Here is a 16,911-nt window from a genome sequence, read left to right as displayed (position 1 = left end):
TCTTGAATCCCGATACCCGCCAACACCTGTGCGCGAACGTGCTGATGCTGATCGCCGCGATGATTTGGGGCTCCGCGTTCGTCGCACAGCGACTGAGCCTCGATACGATCGGCCCGTTCCTGTTCACCGGCTTGCGCTTTCTGCTCGGCGCACTCGTCGTGCTGACGATGATCGTCTGCGTGCGCCGCGCGGCGCTCGCCGAGCTGACGAAGCGCGCGCCCGGCGGAGCCCGCGAACTGCTTGGCGCGGGCGGGCTGCTGGGCGTCGTGCTGGCTGTGTCGATCTCGCTGCAACAGATCGGCCTGCAGTACACGAAGATCGCGAACGCGGGCTTCATCAGTTCGCTGTATGTGGTGATCGTGCCGCTGCTTGGCGTGCTGTTTCGCCACCGGACTGGCCTCGGTACGTGGCTTGGCGCGCTACTGGCGGCCGTTGGCATGTACTTCCTGAGCGTCGACGAGCACTTTTCGATGCTGTACGGCGACTGGTATCAGCTCGCCGGGGCGCTGGTGATTTCCGCGCAGATGATGCTGGTCGGCCGCTTCGCGGCTCGCCACGACACGCTGATGCTCGCATTCGTGCAGTTCGTGACCTGTGGGCTCGTGTGTCTATCGATCGGCCTTGCCGTCGAACCCTTTAGCGCCGCGATAATTGCGCGAGCCGCGCCGACGATCGCGTACGGCGGCGCGTTATCGGTGGGCGTCGCGTATACGATCCAGGTGGTCGCGCAGCGCTACGCGGCGCCCTCGCATGCGGCGTGATTTTCAGCATGGAAGGCGTGTTCGCGGCGTTCGCGGGCTGGCTCGTCCTCGGCGAAACGCTGACGACTCGCGCGTTGTTCGGCTGTGCGCTGATGCTCGCGGGATTGATCGTGTGTCAGGTACTGCCGGGCTGGAAACGCGCCCGGCAGCGTGTGCCGCAAGTGTCGTGATTTACAGCGTTATAAAACGATTCGACGCCGACGCCCGGTGCGCGATGCGCGATTGCGCGCCGACAGGCGTCTTGCCCCTTCCCAACTAAGCCGCGCGCGGATGAGCGAATAGGCTCGGCGTATCGGCGGTTGGCGGAAACACGCACCAGCAGCCGTCGTCGTGGCGAAAGAAGAACAATCCCCGCCCGCCCTGTTCCGACGACGTCTCCACCCGCACATATCGCCGCCCGCCCGCGCGCGTGCGGCTGAACTCCGTCACGTGAATCGGCTCGGCCGGCGATGGCGAAAGCCACTTCTCGACCAGAAACCGCAACGACCGTTCGCTCGCGGCTCTCATGATCTGCTCCGGAACAGCTTGTCGCGCTGCGCATCGCGCGTGGATTCGGGACTGTCGTCGTCGCGAGTGGCGTCGCCGTTCTCGGCAGCCTCGGCGGCTGCCAGCGCCATCATCCGACTGGTCGCGGCCGCGCGCAGCGAACTGCAATGGGCCGCATGTCGAAGGTCCACCAGAAGACGGACTAGCTGTCGTGCTGATCTGCGTTTCATACATCCCCCGCACTGCACCAGAAACCTCACAAAGCACTTTAACTCTATGCCGGATTGTTCGTTGGGCAAATGATTTTGACTAAATAGCAACAGTTGCGCTTGCAATAAGAAGACGCGCAATCTTCGTACCGCGTTATCAATGTGCGCGTTCGGTGGGCGGAAATCTGTGCGTTGGCGAGCGCTTCGCATCGTGCGAAGCGTCGATGCGGGAGCAACGGGAAGTGTCGTTCGGAGGCGTGGTTATCCACAGCGAGCTCTGAATAACTTCGGGATAGCGCGACGAACAGCCTGTGCGCGAAATCTTGATAAGGATCAGGTCGGCCAACGGGTGCTCGAACTTATCCAAGTTATGTAGTTTTTCTACCGACGTGTTCCGCAGGGTTATAGGTTTCGCATGACGTTGAAGCGGCGCGACATTCGCGACTTATCCACAGAATCGGTTAACCCTTGTTAACTACTACTAGGTATGTATACGTATCAAGTAAACACCATAGGGTGAATATCGCTGCGCGCCTGAACCAGAGGCTGATCGGATCTTGATCAGCCTCGATGCGAAAGCCGCTGCGCCGCTGTTACGGCACCAGAGGCGCCGTGCCGCTCGTGGTTTCGATCGCTGCAGCCTGACCACTCGGGTTGGCGGGTTGGACCCGCGAGGATGTCGACGGTGTCGTCAACGGAACCGGTGCGGGCGCGGCTAACTGCACTGGCGCGGGCGCTGACTGGACCGGCTGAGCCGCAACTGGTGGCGTCACCGCCACAGGCTTGTCGGTCGTCGGTTGGGCGAGCGCTGGTGACGTCGTCTGAACCGGCACGGTCGGCGTCGCTCGAACTGCAGCGGAGGTGGTCGCCGCTACCGGCTCGGGCACCGGCTCAGGGATCGTCAGTTGAAGCGGCGCTGCTACCGGCATCGGCAGCGTCCGCGTCTCGATCGGGATGCTCGTCACCGGCTGCGTGCGCACGACCGTCTGCAAGTAATGATCGACGAGACGGAAAAAGCGGTCATAGAACTTGCCCGACGGAATCGTCTCGCTCGAGATCTTCACCATCGCGTCGCTATTCGAGCGAATCGGCAGCGACAGCGAACCGAGCACGCTGAGCCCGACGCTCGCCGACGTATCGCTCTTCTTCAGCGCGAAGCCGTTCTGCACCGCGTTCACATACACGATGCTGGTATCGGCCGCCTCTTCGCCGGGCGTGCATACGACGTGAAATTCGACGACCACGTGCGAATCGCCGGTCGGCTGAAAATTCTTCGTGCCGTCGACGGTATCGGGACGCGACATCGTCGTCAGATAGCCTTGGCTCAGCAATGCGCGGCGCGCGGCTTCGCAGCTATCGCCCGTACTCGAATTGAAATTGCGCGCGTACGGGCTTGCGCCGGTTTCGAATAGTTCCTGAGTGAATTTGGGTTGCGGCGTGCTGCTGCATGCCGTGAGCGCGACCAGCCCGAACAGGGCCGCGGCGGTGGTGCGGGAAAAGGGGTTCTGCATGATCAGTTGCGAGAAGCGCCTCGTGAGCGCGAATGGAAATGCATTGTAGAGCGGCCAGCGTCACGTGCGTAAAAAGCGTGCAAGGTGCAGCCCGGACCCTGTTACAGCGGAAAACAACGTGTCAACTTGATGCACGCCGCCGCGCCCTCGCAGCGCAAACGGGTGAAAATGCGAGAAAAGACTGCGCGTGCGGGCCTAGTTCGATGTTGTGCGCGTCGAGCCCACCGTCGCGGCCGAAGTCGACCCAGAGTTCGCGGCCGACGATGCCGCAGCTGCCCCGCTCGCGACGGGTGCCGCGGATGCAACGAGCGCCGCCGGCACGCTGAACGCGTCGGCCCACGGGTTCGCGCTGGCGCAACGATCCGCCTCGCACGACGCGGCCCGCCCAGCGGCCCCGGAAGCGCCCTCAGAGGGTGTCGCAACCGCCGCGAAATCCTCCACGCGCAGATTCACCTTCTGCGCATAGGCCTTCGAGCCGCCATAGCTCTTGAGCGCGGTATTCAGATCGCCGTTCGCCGAGCGCATGTAGCCGTATAGAATCGCCGAGCCCACTTCGATGTTCGCAACCGGCTCGGTCAGATCCTTCACGTTGCGCAGCAGCCCGCGGTGCGCCTGCGGCACGACCTGCATCAGCCCTGTCGCGCCATTGGCGCCGCGGGCTTTTTCCTTGAAGCGGGATTCGATCGAGATGATGGCGAGCAGCAGCGCCGGAGGAAGGGAGTATTTGTTGGCGGCGGATTGCACCGCATCGGAGATCTTTTGAGCCTTTTCCTTGCCCACACCGAACTTATGCGTCAGGTACGCCGATATTCGGTCGGTGTTTTCGTCGGCCGCAGCGGTTTGCGCGAGGCCGAGCGAAAGCACGATCAGGCAAAGTAACCGGCTCATAGTGGACGTCGGAGGAAGCAAAGATCCGCGCATTATAGCGTCGCTGCGTCGGGCGGCGCCTTTCTTCGGCAATTTTTGTCTTTTAAATCAAGGGTGACCGGAACTCGTCCCGCTTTCCGACGCATTCATTTGACCGCTTTTAACTTCAGGTCATAGCCGTCGCTCAGCGTCGCGAGGAACGCGGCGACGTCGTCGATATCACGCTCGGACCAGACCGGACGTTCGCCCGTTTTGCGCGTCAGCGGCTCGTCGGTCGTATCGACGTTCACGCGCAGTGCGACCGGCAGATCGTTGAATTTGTCGACTTTGCCGTGCGCATCCTTTGGATACCACTTGTCTGGGTTCGTATCGCGTTGCACGTAGAAACGCAACGCCTCTTTCAGCGTGTGGAAGCGACCGTTGTGAAAAAACACATGACGCGTCGCGGTATTGCGCAGCGATACCGACTTGAACAGTCCGCAGTTCAGATTGTCGCTCTGATCCGTACGCAATGGTCCGCACAGGCCCATGTCGAAATACTTCGGATCGGCGTTGATCTTCAGTTCAGCGTTGCGCGGCACGCCAAGCGCCTGAAAGTTGAAGTCGGTGAAAAGCGGATGAGCGCCGTTCACGCCCGACTGGTCGATATGACAGGATGCGCAATTGCCGCCGGCGGGGTCGTCGAACAGCTTTTTGCCGCGCAACTCTTGTGCAGTTAGTCGCACTTTCCCGTCCAGGAAGTAATCGAACTTGCTCGTGTATGGATGAAAACTCGGGTCTTCGAGCTCGAAGCGCTCGATCGCGTACATCGCCTGGGTGAAAGCCTTGGTCGGATCGGCAAAGATGTTCTGGCCGAATACTTCCTTGAAGCGCGCAGCGTATGGCGCACGCTGCATCTTCGCGAGCAATGCGGCCGGATCCTTGTTGGCCATCTCGTTCGGATTGAACAGCGGGAAGCTCGCCTGATCGTGCAGATAGTTGAAGCGCCCGTCCCAGCCAAAACCGCCGACCGGCGCGTTGTCCGTTTCGCTGAGCCGCTCGGACAGGCTCGCCGCCTGCGCATGCGTCCAGATCGGCGTACGGTTCAGCACGTAGCGCAGGCTCGGCACCGCGCGCGTGCCCTGCTGATGCAAGTCCGCGCCGCCGAGTTGCGCGGCGAGACCGTTGGGCGGCCCGTACGCGTGCTCGGGACTGTGACAGCTCGCGCACGACATCTTGCCCGAGGCCGACAGCGCCGGATCGAAGAACATCAGTTTGCCGAGCGCGGCGGCGTCGCTATAGACGGGCTTCGCATCGGCGGATGCCGGTGTCGCATTCGACGCAACAGCGGGCGCCACACCGGGTCCCCCCAATAACGCGCCGCCCATCAGGGCGGCGAGTGCTATCCGACGCGCGCTTGCGCGCGCCGCGAATCGCATGACAGAAGACAGCATCGAGTCTTTTACAGGTTCGTGAAGATGTCACTGCCGAACCCCACCAGACCTGCCTGTCCCGCATAACCGAGGTGGTCCAGTTGGAAGATGTCCTCGATGCTCTTCAGCATCGAATAGTGGTTGTACGGCACCGTGGACACCGTACCCGGCTTGATGAACTTCGAGATCATCACGGCGCCGGTCTGGTCGCCGCCGTAGCTCGATTTGGTCAGGTTGATCGTGATGCCGTTATAGGCGAGCGACGAAGTCTCAGGGAACGACGGCAGGTTCGGGCCGGGTTGCTGGCTACAGCAGGTCGTGCCGGCAAATACCAGATCCTCGCCCGACGCGGACTGCGTGACCGTCGCGTAGCTGCTTTCGTCGAAGTTGATGATCAGCAGGCCATCCTTCTGGAACGCCGGCGATGCGGTAATGATCGGCACCCACTTCTGCAGGAACGTGTTCGCGCTCGTCAGGCCGCCCGGCTGGCCGTTCACGCAAGGTGCGTCGTGGCCGTCGTCGCACAGGTTTGGCGTGATCAGGTTGAAATTCGCCGTGGTCGAGACCGATTGCAGATCGTTCTGCAGGTTATTCAGATTGACGACGTGCTGTCCGCAGTCCGGCGAATCGATGATCGAATGGAAGTACATGAACGGATTGTGGCGCGTCGCATACTGGTCGCCGAGCGGCACGGCCGCGCTCGGCGCTTCGGCCGACTGCGTCAGGTCCGTCGTGTTCAGCGTCGGATGGCCGCAGGTGGCGGCTTCGCGCGACGGATCGTTGCCCATGTCGCCTTCATAGCCCTTCCACGTATAGCCCGCTGCCTTCAACTGGTCCGGCAACGTCTTCACGCTCGCCGGATACACGCAGCCCGAGCCGATCGCCTGGCCATCGGACGTCATGCCGGTCAGCTTGAAGTCCTGATAGGTCATGCAGTCGTTGTCGGTCTCGTTGGTCGGCGACTGGCCGCTGATCATCGAGATGTAGTTGTCGAGACTCACGTGGCCCGTGCCGTAGTACTGCTGCACGAGCGCGCCTTGCGATGCCAGTGTTTGCGCGAGATACGGCGCTTTGGTGTTGGCGCCGAATGTGGTCGCGTAGTTTTCGTTTTCGAGCGTGATCACGAACACGTGGCGAATCTGCTGCTGTCCGGTCAGTTGCAGCCCGCCGGACGAAGAAGACGAGCCGCAGGCGGCCACGATCAAAGCGATTAAAGCCGCGCAAGCGGCCATGATGAATGCGCGTAGCCCAATGCGGTGTGACATGTTCGTTGACCTCTGTTGCTGTCTTTTTGTTGCCCTGTCGGGAATGCCGTTCTATTTGCGGGCAGACTTTATGGAGCGCCTATGACATTGCCGTGAAAGTTGACATTAGTTCACCGATAAAACCGTTGGCGAATCAGCGGGTTGCCCACTCGATTCACGCTTCGCGCCGATTTGAGACAATGCCCGTCGAACGCGCGCATCGTTGCGCGCCGCCTCAACGAACAACTGATGTTTTCAGCTATGAGCAAGACCGCGTTTATTCCCAGCGTCCCCGGCACGTCGGAGGACGACTTCGAGATTTCGGCGAGCGCGAAAATGGCCGGCTACCGGCGCTTCTTCGGCGTGTTGAAGGTGGTGCGCACGACCGACGGCCGCATGCTGTTTCCATTCGATGGCGCGCCCGAACTCGGCCCACACGCGAGCCGACTCGAAGCGCTCGCGGCCGCGCAGGTGTATGGCGAACACATCGTCGCGAGCGATCTGGAGCGGCCGGAGTTGTAGGATTCGTCGATCGTCCGGCGATATGCCGCTACGCGAAAAAATGCAGGTGGGTCAGCGCACGCTTACCCGGTTCGCCGCGCCGCTCCGCGCACGCGCGGCGAGCACACCACCGAGCACGCCGCCGACATGGCTCTGCCACGACACATCCGGATAGATAGGCAGTACGCCGAACAGCAGGCTCAGACCGTAGCTGCTGACGACGAGCAGGGCTACCAGGATCGACACGAGATTGCGCGTGTAGTAGCCGCGGGCGACCAGGTAGCCCGCATAGCCGAACACCAGCCCACTCGCGCCGATATGCACCGAATACGACGCGCCGAACAGCCACGCGCACAGGCCCGCGCCGAGCATCGCGCCAAGGGTCGCGCGCCAGAAGCCGGCGATATCCGGCCACGTACACAGCCAGCCGAGAACGACGAGCCCGCTCGTGTTGGCGGCGATGTGCCCGAGGCTCGCATGCAGCCACGGCGCGAACAGGATCCCCTGCAAGCCGCCGAGCGAACGCGGCACGACGCCGTGCTCGTTCAGATGCAGGAACGGCAACGCAACCGACAGAAAGAACACCGCCCACATCGAACCGACGAACAGCGCGATTAGCACGACGCGTGACTTCAGCTTTTCGGTTAGCGTGTTGGGAGATGAGGTCTTCATGATGACGAGGCCACGTGGGATGTCGACAGAGGGTAGTCGATGTGGCGTCGTCACGTCGAGGCATCGTGGCAAGACAGATGCCGATGGTGTTTCGTCCGCCGGACCGCATGGCGGTGCGGCGGACCGCGTGAGTTTGCGGCCCGGTTTGCCGCTACGTCTTCGTCACTCCACCGTCACCGACTTCGCCAGGTTCCGCGGCTTATCCACATCCGTGCCACGCGCACAAGCGGTGTGATACGCGAGCAACTGCAGCGGCACGACGTGCAGGATCGGCGACAGCAAGCCATAGTGCTCCGGCATCCGGATCACATGCAGTCCTTCGCCGTTGACGATCTTCGTATCGGCATCGGCGAACACATAAAGCTCGCCGCCGCGCGCGCGCACTTCCTGGATGTTCGACTTCAGCTTTTCGAGCAGCGCGTCGTTCGGCGCGACCGTCACCACTGGCATCGCTTCGGTCACGAGCGCCAGTGGCCCGTGCTTCAGCTCGCCAGCCGGATACGCCTCGGCGTGGATATACGAAATCTCCTTGAGCTTCAGCGCGCCTTCGAGCGCGATCGGATAGTGCATGCCGCGTCCGAGGAACAACGCATGTTCCTTGCGCGAAAACTCCTCCGACCACGCGATGATCTGCGGCTCCAGCGCGAGCACGCTGTTGAGCGCCGCCGGCAGGTGGCGCAACTGCTTCAGATAACTCGCTTCCTGCTCGTCGTTCAAACGTCCGCGCAGCTTCGCGAGCGTTGCCGCCAGCGTGAACAGCGCAACCAGCTGCGTCGTGAATGCCTTGGTCGACGCGACGCCGATCTCGCGGCCCGCGTGCGTGAGGAACGACAACTCGGTCTGCCGCACCATCGCGCTCGTGCCGACGTTGCAGATCGCGAGTGTGTGCTTGTGGCCGAGCTCCTGCGCGTGCTTGAGCGCCGCGAGCGTGTCGGCGGTTTCGCCCGACTGCGAAATCACCACCACCAGCGACTTCGGATTCGGCACCGACTCGCGATAGCGATACTCGCTCGCGATCTCGACCTGAGTCGGAATCTTCGCGAGCGATTCGAGCCAGTACTTGGCGGTGAGCCCCGAGTAATAGCTGGTGCCGCACGCGAGAATCAGCAGGCTGTCGATGTCCGCGAACACCTGGCGCGCGCCTTCGCCGAAGATCGACGCATCGAACGCGTCGGCCTGAGGAATCGTGTCGGTGATCGCGCGCGGCTGCTCGAAGATTTCCTTCTGCATGAAGTGGCGATACGGGCCGAGTTCGACCGCGCCGCCATAGGCCGCGACCTGGCGCACCTCGCGTTGCGCGGCCTCGCCCTGACGATCGGCGATGCGCACGCCATCGAGCGACAGTTCGCAGACGTCGCCTTCCTCGAGGAAGATGAAGCGCTCGGTGCTGCCTGCGAGCGCGAGCGCATCCGATGCGAGGAAGTTTTCGCCGTCCCCGAGCCCGACCACGAGCGGCGAGCCCTGGCGCGCGCCGACCACCGTATGCGGCTGATCCTTGTGCAGCACCGCGATCGCATACGCGCCGTGAAGTTGCGCGATCGCCTCGCGCACCGCAGCGAACAGGTCGCCGTGATACAGGCTATGGATCAGGTGCGCGATAACCTCGGTGTCGGTCTGCGAGACGAACTCGTAACCCTTGCCGCGCAGCATTTCGCGCAAGGTCTCGTAGTTTTCGATGATGCCGTTGTGTACCAACGCCAGCGCATCCCGCGAGAAGATCGGGTGCGCGTTGTCGGTGACCGGTGCGCCATGCGTGGCCCAGCGTGTATGCGCGATGCCCGTCACGCCTTCGAGGTGACTGTCGCGCACCTGGCCTTCGAGGTCGGCCACGCGCGCGACGCTGCGCGCGCGGCTCGGCCCGCGAACGCCGAGCACGGCGACGCCGCACGAATCGTAGCCGCGATATTCGAGGCGCCGCAGTCCTTCGATCAGGACGGGAACGATATTACGTTGCGCAACCGCGCCGACAATGCCGCACATGGTGTATTCCTTTTCAGTGCCGGATTCAGTGAGCGCGCCTCGTGGGCACGCCGTATCGATCAGCTTTTCTTTTTGACAGGGCGCACGTAGCCCGTCTTGCTTGTCTGGGTTTTATCGTTCAACACCAGCACGTCGGCGGCGACGTCCTTCCACACTGTGGTGCCGGCCGCGATCGTCGCGCCGCGCTGCACGCGCACCGGTGCGACCAGTTGCGTGTCCGAGCCGACGAACACGTCGTCCTCGATCACGGTGCGGAATTTGTTGGCGCCGTCGTAGTTGCAGGTGATCGTGCCCGCGCCGATATTCACGCGCGCGCCGACATCCGCATCGCCGATGTAGGTGAGGTGGTTGGCCTTCGAGCCATGACCGAGCACCGCGTTCTTGATCTCGACGAAGTTCCCTACATGAGACTCGTCTTGCAGCGCCGCGCCTGTGCGCAAGCGCGCATACGGACCGACAACGGCCTTCGCGCCGACTTCCGCGCCTTCGATGTGCGTGAACGCATCGACGCGCGTACCGGCGCCGATACTCGCGTTGCGAATCACACAGTTCGGCCCGATGCTGACGTTGTCGGCCAGCGTCACAAGGCCTTCGAACACGCAGTTGACGTCGATCGACACGTCGCGGCCGCATTCGAGCGTGCCGCGCACGTCGACGCGCGCCGGGTCGGCGAGCGTCACGCCCGCGACCAGGAGTGCGTCGGCGACATTGCGCTGATGAATCCGCTCGAGCTCGGCGAGCTGCTGCTTGCTGTTGACACCGAGCGTTTCCCACTCGTCGTCGGGCTGCGTGGTGACGACTTCGAGGCCGGCTTCGATCGCCATTTCGACCGCGTCGGTCAGATAGAACTCGCCTTGCGCGTTGTCGTTTTTGAGCGCCGCGAGCCAGCCGGCAAGGCGCGCGGTCGGCGCGACGATGATGCCGGTGTTGATTTCGGCGATCTTCAGCTGCTCGGGACTCGCGTCCTTTTGCTCGACGATACGTTGCACGTTGCCGTGCTGATCGCGCACGATGCGGCCGTAACCGGTCGGGTCGTCGAGCGTGACGGTGAGCACGCCGTAGCCGTCCTGGCCGGCACGCCCGGTCAGTGCGCGCAGCGTTTGCGCGCGCGTGAGCGGCACGTCGCCATAAAGTACCAGCGTGGGCAACGAAGGATCGAGCAGCGGCAGCGCCTGCTGCACCGCGTGGCCGGTGCCGAGCTGTTGCTGCTGCACCGCGAACTGGACATCGGGCGCCGCGACGGCTTCGCGCACGGCTTCGGCGCCGTGGCCGATCACGACGATCAGGCGCGCGGGCTTCAGCGCGCGGGCTGTGTCGATGACATGAGCGAGGAGCGGCCGGCCGGCCAGAGGATGGAGCACCTTGGGAAGCGCGGACCGCATGCGCTTGCCGGTACCTGCCGCCAAAATGACGATGTTCATGGCGTCGGCAAATAGACGAGTTTGGAGCGGACGATTCTATCATGCTGCACCTGCAAAAAAGGCCGCAGACGCGGCCTCGGCAGGACTTGCAAGCCAGCGGAAAAGCGCCGGAATGCCGCCGGAACAGGCACTTTTCGCTCGTTACAGGTCGTCGAACTGGACCAGCGAAATGGTCTTCGCACTGGTGAGCGGCGCGCCTTCGTCGCCGCTCGAGCATGGTTCTTCGTCGAACGCGATGTCACCTTGCGGGTCGGCTTCGCCGGTCGCGCGCAGCCCCGCGAACGGAAACAGCTGGTGATCCATCAGATGCGACGGCACCACGTTCGACAACGCATTGAACATGTTCTCGATGCGGCCCGGGAAACGCTTTTCCCAGTCGCGGACCAGCGCCTTCATTTCCGCGCGCTTAAGGTTTGGTTGGCTACCGCACAGATTGCACGGAATGATCGGGAATTCACGCAGCTCGGCGTACTTCTCCAGATCGGTTTCCTTCACGTAGGCGAGCGGCCGGATCACGATGTTCTTGCCGTCGTCCGATTGCAGCTTGGGCGGCATGCCCTTCAACTTGCCGCCATAGAACAGGTTCAACAGCAGCGTTTGCAGGATGTCGTCGCGATGATGGCCGAGCGCGATCTTGGTCGCGCCGAGCTCGCCCGCGACGCGATACAGGATGCCGCGCCGCAGCCGCGAGCACAGCGAACAGGTGGTCTTGCCCTCCGGCACGAGCCGCTTGACGATGCTGTAGGTGTCCTGATTCTCAATGTGAAACGGGATGTCGAGCTGGGTCAGATACTCGGGCAGCACGTGTTCGGGGAAGCCCGGCTGCTTCTGGTCGAGGTTTACCGCGACGATGTCGAAATTGATCGGCGCGCGCTCGCGCAGCCGCATCAGGATCTCGAGCATCGCGTAACTGTCCTTGCCGCCCGACAGGCACACCATCACCTTGTCGCCGTCCTCGATCATGTTGTAGTCGCCGATCGCCTGGCCGACCTGGCGCGCGAGACGCTTGAAGAGCTTGTTGTTCTCGTACGCTTCCTTCTGCTCGCGGCGCGTGAGCGGCGATTTCGAGGCGCGGGCGGCGCTCGGTGCCGCGGTGGCCTCGGCGGCCTGGTTGCCTGCGTTCAGCATTTCCGGTGCGTTCATCGCTCAGTCCTCCTTGATGCGGAAGACTTCGACGCCGACCGCATCGCAGTCCGGATACACGTCCGGCTTTTCGGTCGACACGCGCGCGCCGCGCACCTGCGGATGTTCGAGCATCGCGCGCACGAGGTCGTCGCACAGCGTTTCCTGCAGATGAATATGGCCTTGCGAGACGCGCCTGGCGATCGTCGAGCGCATGAAGTCGTAGTCGACCACTTCGGTGAGCTTGTCGTGCACCGGCGTGGACATCGTGAGCGGCACGAACAGTTCGACGTTGATCACGACGCGCTGCTCGCCGCGCTTTTCGAAGTCGTGCACGCCGATATTGATGTGCACTTCGTAATTGCGCAGAAAAAGCCGGCGGCAATCTGCGAGCCGGGGGTGCGAAAGAGCGGCAAACATGTTCGTTCCAGTCCAAAAAAGCGTGCGGGGCACGCAAAGGGGCGCTTCGCCACACGCGATGGCCGCCTCGAAGGCCGGCCACGCGCGCGTGTCAGGCGCCCGTCAAAAACATCACGTCGCGCGGCAGCGGCACGAGATGCTGCCCGCCGTCGACCACCAGCGTCGTTCCGGTAACGCCGGCTGCATCCGCGAGATACAGCGCGGCGGCGACGATATCCTCTGGCCGCGACGCACGGCCAAGAGGCGTCATACGGTGAGCGGCCTCGAACCCGTGCTGGGTCTGGTCGCCCGATTGCATGGTCAGCCCGGGCGCGAGCCCGACCACCCGGAGCTTCGGCGCGAGCGCCTGAGCGAGCGCGACCGTCGCGGTCTGCAGCGCCGCCTTCGACAGCGTGTACGACAGATAGTCCGGGTTCATGTTGTACAGCTTCTGATCCAGCACATTGATGACGACGCCGCGCTGGCTTTCGTCGCGCAACGCCGCATCGGGCATCGCTTCGTAAAGCATGCGCGCGAGCACGAGCGGCGCGCCGACGTTCATCGCGGTCAGCTTCAGCAGCAACTCGTAGCCGACGTCGCGCGCCGTGTCTTCCTCGAAGCGCGACGCGTTATTGACGATGCACGACGGCCGCCCGAGCGCAGCGGCACAGTCGGGCAGCAGCCGGGCGACCTGCGCCTCGTCGCCGAGCTCGGCGTGCAGCGCGACCGCGCGGCGGCCCAGCGCGACGATCTGCGCGACCACTTCGTCGGCGTCCTCACGCGAGGCACCGTAGTGCACGGCCACGTCCCAGCCGCGCGCGGCGAAGCCGAGTGCGAGCGCGCGCCCGATGCGGCGCGCGGCGCCCGTAATCAGCACGACGCGGGGCGTTTCGGGCGGCAGTTCAGCCGCGCGGGCAGCGATGTCCGGAGAAACGGTCATTTACAATGCGGGGATGAATCCCAAAGCTCACCAACCCGACAGTTTACCTGCTCCCGGCCCGAGCGCGCTCGCGCAGTCCGACGCGCTCGTCGCCGAAATCCGCGCGCAGCTCGACGCGGCCGGCGGCTGGCTGCCGTTCGACCGCTACATGGAGCGCGCGTTGTACGCGCCGGGGCTCGGCTACTACAGCGGCGGTGCGCGTAAATTCGGCCTGCGCGCCGACGACGGCAGCGACTTCGTCACCGCGCCGGAATTGTCGCCGCTGTTCGCCGCGACGCTCGCGCGCCCGCTCGCCGAAGCGTTGGAGGCGAGTGGCACGCGCGATGTGATGGAGTTCGGCGCCGGCACCGGCAAGCTCGCCGCGGGCTTGCTCAATGCGCTCGACACGCTCGGCGCCGAGTTCGACAGCTATTCGATCATCGATCTATCGGGTGAGCTACGCGAGCGGCAGCGCGAAACGATCGCGGCGGCCGCGCCCGCGCTGCTCGCGAAAGTGCGCTGGCTCGACGCGTTGCCGCAGCGCTTCGAAGGCGTGGTGATCGGCAACGAGGTGCTCGATGCGATGCCGGTGCGGCTCTTCGCGCAAAACGGCGGTGTCTGGCGCGAGCGCGGCGTGGTGTGGCGCGACGGCGCCTTCGCGTTCGACGACCGCCCCGTCGCGGCCGCCGCGGACCTTGCGCTGCTGACCGAAATCGATGCGACCCGCGACCCGGCCGGCGACGACTACGTGACAGAAACGCACGAAGCCGCGCGCGCCTTCACGCGCACCATCTGCACAATGCTCGCGCGCGGCGCGATCTTGCTGATCGACTACGGTTTTCCGCGCCACGAGTACTACCACGACCAGCGCGCGCAGGGCACGCTGATGTGCCACTACCGGCACCGCGCGCACAGCGACCCGTTCCTGTACCCCGGTCTGCAGGACATCACCGCGCACGTCGAATTCACCGGCATCGCCGAGGCGGGCGTCGAGACCGGCGCGGACCTGCTCGGTTTCACGTCGCAAGCGCGCTTCCTGCTGAACGCGGGCGTCACCGAGGTGCTCGGCGAAATCGATCCCGCCGACGCCGCGCGCTTTCTTCCCGCCGCCAACGCGGTACAGAAGCTGCTGTCCGAGGCGGAGATGGGCGAGCTCTTCAAGGTGATCGCGTTTTCGCGCGGACTCGACGATACGCTGCGCGCCTTTTCGAGCGGCGATCGTTCGCATACGCTGTGATTGTGAATCCGCTCTGGCTCGAGGACTCGCGATGATTCGCTGGCTTTTGACTACCTTCGTTGCCGTCGCGGTGCTGTCGTCGTGCTGGCCGTGGCTGAGGAAGCTCGGCATCGGCCGGATGCCCGGCGACGTGACCTTGCGGCTGTTCGGCCGCGAGTATCCGTTTCCGTTCATGTCGACGCTGGTGCTGTCGATGCTGTTGTCGCTGTTGGCGCGGGTGTTGTAGGCGCCGTCGCGCGCTACTTTTCGCCCGCGCGACTTCAAGCCAGGGCAGCCTCTACCGCACGCACGCGCTCCTCATGCACGGCGTCCTTGATGCCGGCCGGCGCATCGGCGAGCCGCTGCGCCACTGCCCCTGCATCCACGCCTCGCGCGGCCACCAGTGCAAGCCTCAGCCGCTCGGCCTGCGGGTACTCGCTCATCTCGAAACCGAGCCGCCCGCGCGCATCCGACTCGCAGGCCTGCAGCGCCTCGGCGAAGCGCGCCGGCTTCCTGATCGCGTCGCTGCGCTCGAGCACGCGCACCAGAGCCGCCGCCCCCATCTCCATCACGCGATGGATATTGCCGTGCTCGCGCGCGACCAGCACCGCCAGATCGCGGCACTCGTTCGGCACGCGCAGCCGCTCGCACAGCGGCTTCAGCAGATCGACGCTGCGGCCCTCGTGGCCGATGTGCCGTGGCAGCAGGTCCTCGGGCGTGGTCGCCTTGCCGAGGTCGTGCGTCAGCGCCGCGAAGCGCACCGGCAGCGTGTAGCCCTGCTGCGCGGCATGGTCTAGCACCATCATCACGTGGACACCGGTATCGACCTCGGGGTGATAGTCGGCACGCTGCGGCACGCCGAACAGCGCGTCGATCTCCGGCAGAATCCGCGCGAGCGCGCCGCAGTCGCGCAGCACGCCGAACATCCGCGACGGCTTCTTCTCCATCAACCCGCGCGACACCTCCTGCCACACGCGCTCGGCCACCAGCGCATCGGCCTCGCCGTCGGCGACCATCTCCCGCATCAGCGCCAGCGTTTCCGGCGCGACCGTGAAATCGACGAAACGCGCCGCGAAACGCGCGATGCGCAGAATCCGCACCGGATCTTCGAGGAACGCGGCGCTGACATGGCGAAAAAGCCGCGCCTGCAAGTCAGCCCGGCCGTTGAACGGATCGATGACCGGGCCGGTCAGCTCACCGTCCGGGCGCACCTCGCGCGCCATCGCGTTGATCGTCAGATCGCGGCGCGCGAGGTCTTCTTCGAGCGTCACGTCGGGCGCATAGAAAAACTGGAAGCCGTGATAGCCGGCCGCCGTCTTGCGCTCGGTGCGCGCGAGCGCGTACTCCTCGTGCGTCTGCGGGTGCAGGAATACCGGAAAATCCTTGCCCACCGGCCGATAGCCCTGCGCGACCATCTGCTCGGGTGTCGCTCCCACCACCACGTAGTCGCGGTCCTGCACCGGCACGCCGAGCAGCTCGTCGCGGACCGCGCCACCGACTGCATAGATATTCATGGGCATTCGTCTTGATAGGCGATCGCGTGCGTTTCGCGGCGCGAGGCGTCGATCCATGCATTGACCGCGGGCAGTTCGGTGAGCCGCTCTACATAGGCGGTTGCGGTCTCCGACAACGTCGGCTTCCACGTGTTGAAGCGCATCGCGACCGGTGCGAACATCGCGTCGGCAATGCCGAATTCGCCGAACAGGAACGGACCGCCGTAGGTCTCGAGGCAGTCGCGCCAGATCGTCTCGATCCGCGCGATATCTGCGAGCGCACCAGGCGTCGCGTTCTTGCCCGGGAACGACGCACGGATGTTCATCCACATCTTCGAGCGCAACTCGCCGAACCCCGAATGCATCTCGGCGCTGACGCTGCGCGCATGCGCGCGCGCCGCCGCGTCTCGCGGCCACAGCGCGTGTTGCGGGAAGCGCTCGGCGAGCGTTTCGGCGATCGCCAGCGAATCCCACACGGCCTGCCCGGCGTCGTCGATCAGGCACGGCACCTTGCCCGGTCCGCGCGGCGCCTGAGCGCGGATCTTCGCATTCGTGTCCGCTTCGTACAGCAGGATCAGTTCCTCGTCGAACGGAATGCCGAAGTGCGTGAGCAGCAGCCACGGACGCATCGACCACGACGAATAGTTCTTGTCACCAATCAGCAGTTTCATACTGGTTATCGGGTAGAGGGAAATAGG

Annotated in this window: 16 protein-coding genes and 1 pseudogene; 4 read left to right on the top strand and 13 right to left on the bottom strand. The window is 64.2% G+C overall.

What is annotated here, in order from left to right; translation table 11 throughout:
• Window positions 1-2: 2 nt before the first annotated feature.
• Window positions 3-931 (top strand): annotated as a pseudogene (locus OKW44_RS30710) (DMT family transporter).
• 85 nt (window positions 932-1,016) lie between these two features.
• Here OKW44_RS30710 and OKW44_RS30705 read toward each other — a convergent pair.
• The 5 genes from OKW44_RS30705 to OKW44_RS30685 form a co-directional block, all read right to left on the bottom strand.
• Window positions 1,017-1,268 (bottom strand): hypothetical protein, encoded by a 252-nt coding sequence (locus OKW44_RS30705; RefSeq protein WP_018418697.1) that lies wholly within the window; start codon window positions 1,266-1,268, stop codon window positions 1,017-1,019.
• 781 nt (window positions 1,269-2,049) lie between these two features.
• A complete protein-coding gene (locus OKW44_RS30700; protein ID WP_018418699.1) occupies window positions 2,050-2,967 on the bottom strand; it encodes a DUF2242 domain-containing protein in 918 nt (305 codons plus the stop codon).
• Between the two features lie 195 nt (window positions 2,968-3,162).
• A complete protein-coding gene (locus OKW44_RS30695; protein WP_018418700.1) occupies window positions 3,163-3,855 on the bottom strand; it encodes a lytic transglycosylase domain-containing protein in 693 nt (230 codons plus the stop codon).
• 125 nt (window positions 3,856-3,980) lie between these two features.
• The gene (locus tag OKW44_RS30690) at window positions 3,981-5,267 is read right to left on the bottom strand and encodes a cytochrome-c peroxidase (protein ID WP_239499015.1); all 1,287 of its coding nucleotides are present in this window, start codon (window positions 5,265-5,267) and stop codon (window positions 3,981-3,983) included.
• A gap of 8 nt (window positions 5,268-5,275) precedes the next feature.
• Window positions 5,276-6,511, bottom strand: coding sequence for an alkaline phosphatase family protein (locus OKW44_RS30685; protein ID WP_026225501.1), 1,236 nt, complete (start codon window positions 6,509-6,511; stop codon window positions 5,276-5,278).
• A gap of 240 nt (window positions 6,512-6,751) precedes the next feature.
• On the opposite strand from OKW44_RS30685, the gene OKW44_RS30680 reads away from it, so the two are divergent.
• Complete coding sequence (locus OKW44_RS30680; protein ID WP_018418703.1) at window positions 6,752-7,012, top strand: DUF6723 family protein; 261 nt, start codon at window positions 6,752-6,754, stop codon at window positions 7,010-7,012.
• A 51-nt stretch (window positions 7,013-7,063) separates the two neighbouring features.
• On the opposite strand, the gene OKW44_RS30675 is transcribed toward OKW44_RS30680, so the two are convergent.
• The 6 genes from OKW44_RS30675 to OKW44_RS30650 form a co-directional block, all read right to left on the bottom strand.
• Window positions 7,064-7,663, bottom strand: a complete 600-nt coding sequence (locus OKW44_RS30675) for a rhomboid family intramembrane serine protease (RefSeq protein ID WP_018418704.1) — start codon at window positions 7,661-7,663, stop codon at window positions 7,064-7,066.
• Window positions 7,664-7,825: 162 nt separating this feature from the next.
• Window positions 7,826-9,643: a glutamine--fructose-6-phosphate transaminase (isomerizing) gene (gene glmS / locus OKW44_RS30670; protein WP_018418705.1), complete on the bottom strand. Its 1,818-nt coding sequence runs from the start codon at window positions 9,641-9,643 to the stop codon at window positions 7,826-7,828.
• A gap of 59 nt (window positions 9,644-9,702) precedes the next feature.
• Window positions 9,703-11,064 carry a bifunctional UDP-N-acetylglucosamine diphosphorylase/glucosamine-1-phosphate N-acetyltransferase GlmU gene (gene glmU, locus OKW44_RS30665; RefSeq protein WP_018418706.1) on the bottom strand — a complete coding sequence of 454 codons (1,362 nt, stop codon included), beginning with the start codon at window positions 11,062-11,064 and terminating at the stop codon, window positions 9,703-9,705.
• 141 nt (window positions 11,065-11,205) lie between these two features.
• Entirely contained in the window at window positions 11,206-12,207 is a 1,002-nt protein-coding gene (gene ttcA, locus OKW44_RS30660; protein WP_018418707.1) for a tRNA 2-thiocytidine(32) synthetase TtcA, read from the bottom strand.
• Between the two features lie 3 nt (window positions 12,208-12,210).
• On the bottom strand, window positions 12,211-12,606 hold the full coding sequence (locus tag OKW44_RS30655; protein ID WP_018418708.1) for a dihydroneopterin aldolase: 396 nt from the start codon (window positions 12,604-12,606) through the stop codon (window positions 12,211-12,213).
• 91 nt (window positions 12,607-12,697) lie between these two features.
• A complete protein-coding gene (locus OKW44_RS30650) occupies window positions 12,698-13,525 on the bottom strand; it encodes an SDR family oxidoreductase (protein ID WP_018418709.1) in 828 nt (275 codons plus the stop codon).
• A gap of 13 nt (window positions 13,526-13,538) precedes the next feature.
• On the opposite strand from OKW44_RS30650, the gene OKW44_RS30645 reads away from it, so the two are divergent.
• Complete coding sequence (locus OKW44_RS30645) at window positions 13,539-14,741, top strand: class I SAM-dependent methyltransferase (RefSeq protein ID WP_018418710.1); 1,203 nt, start codon at window positions 13,539-13,541, stop codon at window positions 14,739-14,741.
• 31 nt (window positions 14,742-14,772) lie between these two features.
• On the top strand, window positions 14,773-14,967 hold the full coding sequence (locus OKW44_RS30640) for a DUF2905 domain-containing protein (RefSeq protein WP_018418711.1): 195 nt from the start codon (window positions 14,773-14,775) through the stop codon (window positions 14,965-14,967).
• 34 nt (window positions 14,968-15,001) lie between these two features.
• Here OKW44_RS30640 and OKW44_RS30635 read toward each other — a convergent pair whose 3' ends face one another.
• Together OKW44_RS30635 and OKW44_RS30630 are read right to left on the bottom strand one after the other, a co-directional pair.
• Entirely contained in the window at window positions 15,002-16,234 is a 1,233-nt protein-coding gene (locus tag OKW44_RS30635; RefSeq protein ID WP_018418712.1) for a multifunctional CCA addition/repair protein, read from the bottom strand.
• The gene (locus OKW44_RS30630) at window positions 16,231-16,884 is read right to left on the bottom strand and encodes a glutathione S-transferase family protein (protein ID WP_018418713.1); all 654 of its coding nucleotides are present in this window, start codon (window positions 16,882-16,884) and stop codon (window positions 16,231-16,233) included. The genes OKW44_RS30635 and OKW44_RS30630 overlap by 4 nt, the downstream gene beginning before the upstream one ends.
• Window positions 16,885-16,911: the final 27 nt, after the last annotated feature.

This window comes from Paraburkholderia lebeckiae, assembly GCF_050436325.1.
GTDB classification, from domain to species: domain Bacteria; phylum Pseudomonadota; class Gammaproteobacteria; order Burkholderiales; family Burkholderiaceae; genus Paraburkholderia; species Paraburkholderia tuberum.
Note: the sequence above shows the minus strand (reverse complement) of the source record. Positions and strands in the feature narration are given on the sequence as shown.